Source organism: Bacillus sp. IS1 (genome assembly GCF_032461585.1).
GTDB classification, from domain to species: Bacteria; Bacillota; Bacilli; order Bacillales; family Bacillaceae; genus Bacillus; species Bacillus velezensis.
Genome location: NZ_JAWCWR010000002.1, coordinates 1,012,149 through 1,021,727, shown reverse-complemented (window position 1 = coordinate 1,021,727; position 9,579 = coordinate 1,012,149). Strand labels below are relative to the sequence as shown.

The window sequence follows — 9,579 nt, the reverse complement described above, 5'->3', positions numbered from 1 at the left end:
CCAGCGTTCGTCCTGAGCCAGGATCAAACTCTCCGATAAAGTGTTTGACTGACTACGCACATCGCTGTGCGATTTATTTAAAACTTTGAATTAACAGGTACGTTTTGTCTTGTTTAGTTTTCAAAGATCATTACCGCTTGTTGAAGCAGCTTTATTATCTTACCACCCAGCTCCTTTTATGTCAACAACTTTTTTCAAGTTGTTTCCGAAGCTTTTCGTTGTTGTCTGCTGTTCATCAGCGACGTTTAATAATATAACACCCTTTTGAAAATATGACAATAGTTTTTTTAAAAAAATCATTAATTATTTTCTTTCATACTTATTTCAGTTTCTCTTCTATAGAAAGATAAGCTGTCTTGTGGTTTGGCATATTTTCTTGTATAGTAAGATTGAACTAAATACTTGATGACCACAAGGGGAGCATTAAAGCTGAGAGTGAACGTTTTGTTCTGACCCTTTGAACCTGTTAGTTAACGCTGGCGTAGGGATGTGGCAAAGCCAAATGATTTGCAGTTTATGTAAGCAGCGCGCGGACCTTTTCCCATCCTTCCCCGCGCTGCTTTTTTGTTTATCCTTGATACGGTTGTCTGACCAGGGGGAAAACTATGAATCATTCAACACAGCTTGTGCGCTTAATTGAAATAGCGATTATGACCGGGGCGGCTGTCATTCTGGACATTGTCTCAGGTATGTTTCTCCGGATGCCCCAAGGCGGTTCGGTCTCTATTATGATGATTCCGATTTTTTTGATTTCATTCCGCTGGGGAGTGAAGGCCGGGCTTACGACAGGCTTTTTAACAGGGATTGTCCAGATCGCCATCGGCAATTTGTTTTTGCAGCACCCGGTGCAGCTATTTCTTGATTACATCGCGGCATTTGCAGTCCTCGGTTTCAGCGGCTTGTTTGCTTCCGGTGTACGGGAATCGGCATTGAATAAAAAAAGAGGCGCTTTAACGATGTATGTTATAGGCGGTGTTTTCATCGGCAGTGTGCTGCGCTATGCGGCACATGTGGTCTCCGGAGCTGTCTTTTTCGGAAGCTATGCTCCGAAAGGCACGCCGGTATGGATTTATTCGTCCGTCTATAACGCGACTTATATGATTCCTTCTTTTATCCTTTCGGCCATTGTCCTTATCTTATTATTCATGACTGCGCCGCGGCTTCTTGAAGCTAAGCGGACGAACTGAAACAGCAGGCGGTTTACGCCTGCTGTTTTTTTATTCCGGGCTGTGCCGTTCGTTTGAATCACTCAGTTCTTTTGTAAGTTCATTTATACTTTGTTTTATGTTTCCTTTGCCTGAAAAATTCTCAATAAGCTCTTTTACATTGATTCCGGAAGATGCTTTTAAGCTTTCCTGAAGACCGGCCATTAAATTGGTTGCGTAGCCTGTGACTTTATTGGCCCCGCCGTTTTCACCGCTTCCTCCCGTATCAACGACGGTTATTTTATCAATGTTGGAAAGAGGCGCTGAGACTTGCTTCGCATATTCAGGCAGCATTTTCACAATCATATCAAGGATTGCAGCCTGCCCGTATTTTTCGAATGCTTCGGCGATTTTTTCTTTAGCTTCCGCTTCTGCGAGACCTTTCAGGCGGATGACTTCCGCTTCGGTTTCTCCTCTCGCCTTTTCAGCCTCCGCTTTAGCAAGACCGTCAATTCTCACGCGTTCCGCTTCCGCCTTGGCCATCGCTTCGATACTGTACTGCTCGGCATCCGCTTCGGCGAGCTGCTTCGCTTTTGCGGCCGCGGCCGCTTGTTCCACCGAGTAACGGTCAGCATCGGCTTTTTTCTTCACCTCAGAGTCATATTGGCGCTCACGGCGCAGGATTTCTTTTTCTTCCAATTCAATCTGCTTTTGCCGCTCAATAATTTTAATTTGCATTTCCTGCTCTGTCACCTGCTGGCGGGCTTTTGCTGTTTCAAGATCATATGCCTGGTCGGCATTGGCTTTTGCTGTATCCTGCTCTCTTCTGTATTCCGCCATTTTCAGCTGATTGATTTTTTCCGCTTCAGCTATTTCCGTCGCCCGCTCCAGCTCTGATTTTTTTGCGTCTTTATCAGCGGCCGCGCGTTTAATCCTCGTCTCTTTATCCGCTTCTGCCGTGGCAATGTCCGCATCCCGCTTGACTTGGGCGATTCTCGGCTTACCTAATGATTCAAGATAGCCGTTTTTATCGCGGACGTCTTTAATCGTAAAAGAAACGATCATCAGCCCCATTTTAGCAAGATCCTGAGACGCGACCCGCTGGACTTCCTGAGAAAACTTTTCCCTGTTTTTATAAATCTCTTCAACGGTCATAGAGCCGAGGATGGAGCGCAGATGGCCTTCCAGCACCTCCCGCGCCTCCTGCTCACGGTCTTCCTTAGATTTCCCCAAAAATTGTTCAGCTGCTGTTGCGATTTCACCGATGGAGCCTCCGATTTTAATAATGGCGGTTCCGTCGGCCATTACCGGCACGCCTTGTTCTGTATAGACTTCAGGTGTAGAGACATCAAGTTTGCTTGACAGTAAACTGAGAGGTTCTGCCTGCTGGAATACCGGGAGCACGAACGTTCCCCCGCCCCGGACGATTTTCAGACGATTTCCGCCTTCATCAATGTGGACGTTCTTATTTCCCAAATAACTTCCGGTCACGATAAGGGCTTCGTCCGGCCCCGCCGTCCGGTACTTCGTAATAAATACAGCAATAAGTGCGATGAGTAAAAAGAATACGATTCCGATAACGATGATAATCGGCATAGTCATAACAGTTCCCCCTTAGATATCAGATTGGTTCATGCGGCGTCACAAAAAGCACTCCGTCTTTCACGTCAATCACTAATACGGCCGTTCCGTACTTGATCTGTTCTTGATCAAAGCTGACGGCTGATTTAGAAATGGCGCCCCCTATTCCCTCTATGATCACTTCTCCATAGCCGTCTTTCGGGACGGAAGTAATGACCCTGCCGACTCTGCCCTTTAAATCCGTCTCCCGATATGCGAGCGATTCTTCCGCTGATGAAAGCGGGACAAGGACGAAGAAGTGAAGCAGGCTGACCAAAAGAACCGAAAGAACAAATGAAAGCAACGCAATGACAGGACTTGATAGCGGAGCGGCGATTTCGCCGATATAACCTGAGGCTGAAAAGATTGTTAAAAAAGACAGAATCAATGCAGGGTTTAAAAATGAAACAGGAATGGCTTCCGAGAGGCCGTGAAACACATCTTGAAAAAACAGAATCAAGAGCGTGAGACTTCCCGAAATAATCAATGTGTAAAGATAGACCGTTTCAAGCGGCAGATGAAATATGTTCATCTTCTATCCTCCTTTCGGCCGAGGTGTCGGAGTGTTACTTTATATACGGATGTAAAGATAAAAGGTTTCAATTTTCTGATAAGTGAGGCTGATTACATGATTATCCAATCCGGATATGATATGTTTACTCTAAAGGAGGAGATAGGATGAGCATTTTTAATGAAGCCAGACAGCAGACCTGGGAAGAACTGAAAGGACTCTCTGATGAGGAATTCAACCGAAAGCCCGCGGCTGATGAGTGGAGCGTGCGGGAAGTCCTTGACCATTTAAAGAAAATTGACGAAACAGCGCAGACCCTTTTATCAAAGCAGGCAAAAGACGCACCGTTTAAAAAAATCGAAGAAAAACCGATGGAGTTTATAGAGGACAGAACAAATAAACGGCCGGCGCCGTCACACCTCGAACCTGAGCAAAACCGAATATCAGTCATTGAAGCAAAACAAGAATTAGATACGGCAAGACAGCAGCTGACCGCAGTTATTTCATCATTAAACGAGGAAGACTTAGAACGTGTGCTTCCCCATCCTGTTTTTCAAGAACTGACGATCCGCCAGTGGATTGATTTTATCGGCCATCATGAAAAGCGTCACATCAATCAAATAGAAGAAATCAAACAAAAAATCGAGAAGGTCTGAGTCAGACCTTCTCGATTTTTTTCTTGGCGCGTTTCGGTTCATAAGAATGGATGGTGACCGCATCGCCCGTGCATATATCACCCGGGCGTTCAACAATACAGACAATTCCTCTTCTGCCCATCGCGTGCCTCACAAACGCCGCGGCGAGTTTTGACTGATCCGGATAAAAGGATTGAATGACTTCTCCCGGCTGAATGCACGGATCATTTTCTCCCTCGCACAACAGAGACGCACCGCTTGGAAATATTATTCTGCTTCCTTCTTTAAGCGGCGTCAGTGCAGAAAAACCGCTGATTGCGATGTTAGCGCCGAGCCATTCGGGAAAGATATGAGAAATCCCCATCTTCTCCGCAATGTCATCACATTCCTCCATGGACACGATTGAAATTTGTCTCCGGTTAAAAATTTCTGTTCCTCTTTCATACATCGGCTCACGCGCGCCGGCCTTTTTTGTCAGTCCGAAATGCAGGTCACCGGGGAACCCGCCGTATTCCGCACGAAGCTTGTCCATCTTTTTGGTAACAAGTTGTTCGGTATCCGCTATATATACGCCTTCCGTCTTTGCTGTTATGCGTTTCCACATCAGCCATCACCGCCTTTTTCTTGACATTATCCTTAAAAAACCCCGCTCTGTAAAGGAGCGGGGTTCATTTATTATACCGTTTTCGGCGTTAAGTCGAAGCAGCGTTTGTAAATCCAGTTGTATGCTTTCTCATTCAAATCTCTTGGATTTCCGAAAGTTTGCGGATCTTTCATAGCTTCTTTTGATAAACGTTCAATCATGTCCGGAGACACACCTTGTTCTTCTAAACTCGGCACCTCTAAATCTTTTACAAGATCATACATCCAGTTGACGGACGCTTTTGCCGCTTCATCGGTTGTCATGTTGCTTGTATCGATTCCGAATGCTTTGGCGATGCGGGCGAATTTTTCCGGATAGCCTTTCCAGTTGTATTCCATTACCGGCCCCATCATAGCTGCGACGCATTGTCCGTGAGCGACAGGGATGATGCCGCCGAGCGTCTGGCTCATTGCATGCGCCGCGCCTGCTGATTCACTGCCGTATGAAAGGCCGGCAAGCATCGCCGCCTGCGCCATGCCGTATCTTGCTTCCAAATCCTCCCCGTCCGCAAACGCGCGCTTAATATAATGCGCCGCATATTCAATGGCCATTAAAGCGACGGCATCAGTGATCGGCTGCGCGAATTTCATCGTATAGCACTCGATGGCGTGCGCAAGTGCGTCAATACCTGTCATAGCCGTCACATGCGGAGGCATGGACGTGTGCAGCTCAGGGTCAATGACCGTTAAATGCGCGGCGATAAGCGGTCCGCCCGTATTGAATTTAAATTCTCTTTCTTCATCTGTAATGACCGCCCATTGTGTAACCTCTGAACCTGTTCCCGCAGTCGTCGGGATCGTTGTCAGCGGAGGAATACGGTTTTCCAGCGGCTTTTTGCCTTCCGCGGCTTCATAATCAAGCACGCTTCCTTCGTGTGTCGCTTCTACCCCGATCGCTTTCGCTGTATCCATGGAGCTTCCGCCGCCGACAGCCACAAGGCCGTTGCAGTTTTCTTTTTTATACAGTTCTGATCCTTCGTTTACAAGACGTACAGGCGGGTTCGGCTCCACTTTGTTAAACAGGACGACTTCGATGCCCGCTTCCTGCAAAGATTCAATGACCGGGTTTGCCACTCCCGCGTTATAAATTCCCGGGTCTGTTACGAGCAGCGCTTTTGTGACGCCAAGCGCTCTGACTTCACTTCCCGCGTGCTGAATCGCACCGATTCCGTGTTTAATGACTGTCGGGATTTCGAATGTATGGAATTTATGCATGCTTTCTACTTTCATATTTAATGTCATATTGTATCTCCTCCTCGTTATGCTTGAAACCAGTTCACAGCCGCAGGTTTCGTGTTGCGGTAAATATGTTTGATTTCCGTGTATTCTTCCAGGCCGATTTTGCCGAGTTCGCGGCCGAAGCCCGATTGTTTGTACCCGCCCCATGGCGCTTGCGCGAAATACGGGTGGAAATCATTGATCCATACCGTTCCCATCCGCAGTTTGGCGGCTACGCGTTCGCATTTTTCAATATCCTTTGACCATACCGCTCCGGCCAGCCCGTAAATGGTATCGTTGGCAAGTCTGATCACTTCTTCTTCAGAAGAAAATGACTCAACTGTTAAAACGGGGCCGAAGATCTCCTCTTGGACTATCCGCATATCAGACTTGCAGTTTGAGAAAATAGTAGGTTCATAGAAGAAACCGTTTTGAAGGGCGGGATCATCAGGACGTTTGCCGCCTGTTTCCAGTTTTGCCCCTTCTTCGATGCCGATTTCTACGTATTTTTCGACTTTAGCCCGATGCTCGGCGGAAATCAGCGGACCGCTTTCCGTATCTTCATGAAAACCGTTTCCTAATTTGATGCGTTTCGTACGCTTGATCAGCTCGGCTAAAAATTCATCATGAATGGCTTCGTCCACCAATAGACGTGACCCTGCCGAACAAACTTGGCCGGCATGGAAAAACACGGCGTTCAGCGCTTGATCTGCAGCTGTTTCGAGATCTGCATCTTGAAATACGATATTCGGATTTTTGCCGCCAAGCTCCAGGGCAATCTTTTTCACGTTGCCGCTTGCCGCCTGCATGATTTTTTTGCCTGTTTCAATTCCGCCCGTAAAAGAGACCAAATCGACGTCGAGGTTTCTCGCCAGCTCGTCGCCGACAGAGGCGCCCGGCCCCAGCACGAGATTGGCGACCCCTTTCGGAATACCGGCTTCTTCTATTAATTGAAAGACTTTAATGGTTGTCAGCGGAGTAATCTCGCTCGGCTTTAAAACGATCGTATTTCCGGCCGCAAGAGCGGGAGCGATTTTCCAGCTCGCCTGAAGAAGCGGATAGTTCCACGGCGTAATTTGTCCGCATACGCCAATTGGCTCTCTGACGATTTTACTTACGGAATCGGGAATCGGAGATGAAATGACCTCGCCTCCGTCTTTATCCGCCAAACCGGCATAATATTGAAATACATTTGCGATATCATCCATATCGGCTTTACTTTCTTCAATCGTTTTTCCTGTATCGAGCGATTCCAGCTCAGCTAATTCGTTCAGATCGCGTCTGATTAATTCCGCAATTTTCAGAACAAATTGTCCGCGCTCGAGCCCGGAAAGCACCGGCCACTCCCCTTCATCAAATGCTTTTCTGGCTGCGGCGATGGCTTTCACCGCATCGTTCCGGTCTCCTTCGCATACCGTTGCAATTTCTTCTTGATTAAATGGATTAATGATACGGCGGGTCTGTTTTTTTTCTGCACTGATCCATTCGCCGCCGATATAAAGCGTTTTGCTCATAAGAGTCCTCCTTACCGAAAAGTAAGTTTGTTAAATAAAAATTTAATGTTTTTAACAATATTAATTTAACACATGTTTTTTTGCCTGTCAAAACCCGATCAGTCCGTTTAGATTTTGACATTTTGTCATGATTCGTTAAGATTAAGAACATAAAGAAATGACTTAACAAATTTAAACTTCAAGAGGAAAAGAGGGACAGTATGGATGAGAATCCAGAATTCGCAGCTATAGAACAAGCCAGGGATCTTGTCATTGATTCCATTGCAGAGACGATGGATCTTTACGGAATCACACGGAGTGTCGGGATTTTATACGGAACAATGTATATGAGGGATGAAATGACGCTTGACGAAATGCGTGAGGAACTGCAGATGAGCAAACCGAGTATGAGCACAGGCGTCAAAAAGCTGCAGGATTTAAATGTGGTCAAAAAAACCTTTCACCGCGGCACACGGAAGCATACGTTTGTAGCGGAAAAAGATTTCTTTACGTTTTTCACGAATTTCTTCCCACCGAAATGGGATCGTGAAGTTCAGGTGAATTTGTCCGCCATCGTACAGGCCCAGGCGGATTTGCAGTCCGTTTTGCTGGCCGAGGAAGGCAACGCGGAATTACAGGAAGAAGCGCGGCAGTTATATGATCAGCTTGAAAGTTCGAAAGCTTATTATGATTGGCTGAAGCGGCTCGCCGACTCGGTTCAGAGCGGGGAGATTTTTAAATTTATTCCGATAGAAACGGACGAAAAAAACGCCTGAATCAAAATCAGGCGTTTTTTGTCGTGATTTGATTATTTTTGAGAAAATATAGGAATATAACCCCATTTACTTCCATTAAAATTGATGGTAAATTTTTATAGGTATGGTCGTTCTTTTTTAAGAACAATCAGCAAATTTTTTTTAGGGGGATTTATGAAAATGAAACACAAGTTTTTCTCAACTGTCATGGCAAGTTTATTCGGCCTGGTTTTGCTTCTTTCTCTGCCGACAGCGTCATTCGCCGCTGAGTCAGGCTCAACCGTTCACGAGCCGGAAATGTCCACGAAAGCGACTGCTACCTTATTTGCAAAATATACAGGTGCCAGCCAGCAGGAATGGTCATTTTCTGATATCGAATTGACGTACCGTCCGAACACGATCCTGAGCTTAGGCGTTATGGAATTTACCCTTCCTAGCGGATTTGCGGCTACAACAAAAGATACAGTCAACGGACACGCTTTGCGTGAAAGACAAATTCTGAATAACGGCAAAACAGTCAGACTTCCGTTAAACATTGATTTGCTCGGCGCAGCGGAATTTAAGCTTTCTCTTAATAATAAAACATTGCCTGCTGCAGGTACATATAAGTTCCGTGCAGAAAATAAATCATTAAGCATCGGCTCTAAATTCTATGCTGAGGACACAATTGTTGTTCAAAAACGCAGCACACCGCCGACACAGCCTTGCGACTGCTAATAATTGCGAAAAAAGACCGGCACAAGCCCCTCGCTTGTCATCCGGTCTTTTTTTTGTGCTGTTTTCTTTCTTCCGGCCCTCGCATTGACAAACCCTTGAAACAGGAGTACATTCTTGTTTGTTGTATTTGGAGTGACGAAAACAGTTTCTTAAGGAGTTATGAGGATTGGGAAAAATCAAAAATAAACAATTTGCCGTCATCGGACTCGGCCGTTTCGGCGGAAGCATCTGTAAAGAGCTTTTTAAAATGGGGCATGAGGTGCTTGCGGTCGATATCAGCGAAGAGCGGGTCAACGCATACTCCTCTTATGCCACGCATGCTGTGCGGGCAAATTCAACGGAAGAAAGCGAGCTTCAGTCGCTCGGCATCAGAAATTTTGAATATGTCATCGTAGCAATCGGCGCCAACATTCAGGCAAGTACGCTGACGACGCTGTTATTGAAGGAGCTGAACATCCCTAATATTTGGGTGAAAGCGCAAAACTATTATCATCACAAAGTGCTTGAAAAGATCGGTGCTGATCGTATTATCCATCCCGAAAAGGATATGGGCGTGCGGATTGCGCAAAGCCTTTCAGATGAAAACGTCTTAAATTATATTGATTTGTCAGATGAATACAGCATCGTGGAGCTTTCAGCCACGAAAAAGCTGCATTTAAAATCCATTCTTGATCTCGGCGTCCGGGCCAGATTCGGCTGCACCATTCTCGCCGTGAAACATAACGGAGACATTCAGCTGTCCCCTTCTCCGGAGACTGTCATTCATGAATGTGACTGCCTTGTGCTGATGGGGCATAAACGTGATATTAAAAGGTTTGAAACTGAAGGGATGTAAAAAAAGCC

General features: G+C 46.1%; 10 protein-coding genes and 1 riboswitch. Of the genes, 5 read left to right on the top strand and 5 right to left on the bottom strand.

Going from position 1 to position 9,579, the window contains the following annotated elements; all coding sequences use genetic code 11:
• The first annotated feature begins 404 nt into the window (after nucleotides 1-404).
• A riboswitch (TPP riboswitch) is annotated at nucleotides 405-505 on the top strand.
• 100 nt (nucleotides 506-605) lie between these two features.
• Nucleotides 606-1,187: an energy-coupled thiamine transporter ThiT gene (thiT, locus tag RUW00_RS13205; protein ID WP_007410163.1), complete on the top strand. Its 582-nt coding sequence runs from the start codon at nucleotides 606-608 to the stop codon at nucleotides 1,185-1,187.
• Between the two features lie 30 nt (nucleotides 1,188-1,217).
• Here the strand turns inward: thiT and RUW00_RS13200 are convergent, their stop codons facing one another.
• Together RUW00_RS13200 and RUW00_RS13195 are read right to left on the bottom strand one after the other, a co-directional pair.
• Complete coding sequence (locus RUW00_RS13200; protein ID WP_025650407.1) at nucleotides 1,218-2,747, bottom strand: flotillin lipid rafts scaffold protein FloT; 1,530 nt, start codon at nucleotides 2,745-2,747, stop codon at nucleotides 1,218-1,220.
• A gap of 19 nt (nucleotides 2,748-2,766) precedes the next feature.
• Nucleotides 2,767-3,297: an NfeD family protein gene (locus RUW00_RS13195; protein ID WP_017419514.1), complete on the bottom strand. Its 531-nt coding sequence runs from the start codon at nucleotides 3,295-3,297 to the stop codon at nucleotides 2,767-2,769.
• Nucleotides 3,298-3,443: 146 nt separating this feature from the next.
• On the opposite strand from RUW00_RS13195, the gene RUW00_RS13190 reads away from it, so the two are divergent.
• Entirely contained in the window at nucleotides 3,444-3,932 is a 489-nt protein-coding gene (locus RUW00_RS13190; RefSeq protein ID WP_017419515.1) for a DinB family protein, read from the top strand.
• Nucleotide 3,933: 1 nt separating this feature from the next.
• Here RUW00_RS13190 and RUW00_RS13185 read toward each other — a convergent pair whose 3' ends face one another.
• The 3 genes from RUW00_RS13185 to betB all read right to left on the bottom strand — a co-directional run bounded on the left by RUW00_RS13185 (nucleotide 3,934) and on the right by betB (nucleotide 7,285).
• Nucleotides 3,934-4,515 carry an MOSC domain-containing protein gene (locus RUW00_RS13185; protein WP_280144576.1) on the bottom strand — a complete coding sequence of 194 codons (582 nt, stop codon included), beginning with the start codon at nucleotides 4,513-4,515 and terminating at the stop codon, nucleotides 3,934-3,936.
• A 71-nt stretch (nucleotides 4,516-4,586) separates the two neighbouring features.
• Nucleotides 4,587-5,795, bottom strand: coding sequence for a choline dehydrogenase (gbsB, locus tag RUW00_RS13180; RefSeq protein ID WP_014418719.1), 1,209 nt, complete (start codon nucleotides 5,793-5,795; stop codon nucleotides 4,587-4,589).
• 17 nt (nucleotides 5,796-5,812) lie between these two features.
• Nucleotides 5,813-7,285 carry a betaine-aldehyde dehydrogenase gene (betB, locus tag RUW00_RS13175; protein ID WP_032876872.1) on the bottom strand — a complete coding sequence of 491 codons (1,473 nt, stop codon included), beginning with the start codon at nucleotides 7,283-7,285 and terminating at the stop codon, nucleotides 5,813-5,815.
• Between the two features lie 200 nt (nucleotides 7,286-7,485).
• Between betB and cudC the strand changes: the two genes are divergently transcribed.
• From cudC to ktrA, 3 genes are all read left to right on the top strand, one after another.
• Nucleotides 7,486-8,040 (top strand): transcriptional regulator GbsR, encoded by a 555-nt coding sequence (cudC, locus tag RUW00_RS13170; protein WP_014418721.1) that lies wholly within the window; start codon nucleotides 7,486-7,488, stop codon nucleotides 8,038-8,040.
• Between the two features lie 159 nt (nucleotides 8,041-8,199).
• Nucleotides 8,200-8,736 (top strand): biofilm surface layer hydrophobin BslA, encoded by a 537-nt coding sequence (bslA, locus tag RUW00_RS13165; protein ID WP_025650408.1) that lies wholly within the window; start codon nucleotides 8,200-8,202, stop codon nucleotides 8,734-8,736.
• A gap of 166 nt (nucleotides 8,737-8,902) precedes the next feature.
• Nucleotides 8,903-9,571 (top strand): potassium uptake protein KtrA, encoded by a 669-nt coding sequence (gene ktrA / locus RUW00_RS13160; protein WP_014418723.1) that lies wholly within the window; start codon nucleotides 8,903-8,905, stop codon nucleotides 9,569-9,571.
• The last annotated feature ends 8 nt before the right edge of the window (nucleotides 9,572-9,579 follow it).

Bases quoted from the DNA above. Each gene is read 5' to 3' on its own strand.
- thiT (WP_007410163.1), top strand. From the start codon at position 606: ATGAATCATTCAACACAGCTTGTGCGCTTAATTGAAATAGCGATTATG.
- RUW00_RS13200 (WP_025650407.1), bottom strand. From the start codon at position 2,747: ATGACTATGCCGATTATCATCGTTATCGGAATCGTATTCTTTTTACTC.
- RUW00_RS13195 (WP_017419514.1), bottom strand. From the start codon at position 3,297: ATGAACATATTTCATCTGCCGCTTGAAACGGTCTATCTTTACACATTG.
- RUW00_RS13190 (WP_017419515.1), top strand. From the start codon at position 3,444: ATGAGCATTTTTAATGAAGCCAGACAGCAGACCTGGGAAGAACTGAAA.
- RUW00_RS13185 (WP_280144576.1), bottom strand. From the start codon at position 4,515: ATGTGGAAACGCATAACAGCAAAGACGGAAGGCGTATATATAGCGGAT.
- gbsB (WP_014418719.1), bottom strand. From the start codon at position 5,795: ATGACATTAAATATGAAAGTAGAAAGCATGCATAAATTCCATACATTC.
- betB (WP_032876872.1), bottom strand. From the start codon at position 7,285: ATGAGCAAAACGCTTTATATCGGCGGCGAATGGATCAGTGCAGAAAAA.
- cudC (WP_014418721.1), top strand. From the start codon at position 7,486: ATGGATGAGAATCCAGAATTCGCAGCTATAGAACAAGCCAGGGATCTT.
- bslA (WP_025650408.1), top strand. From the start codon at position 8,200: ATGAAACACAAGTTTTTCTCAACTGTCATGGCAAGTTTATTCGGCCTG.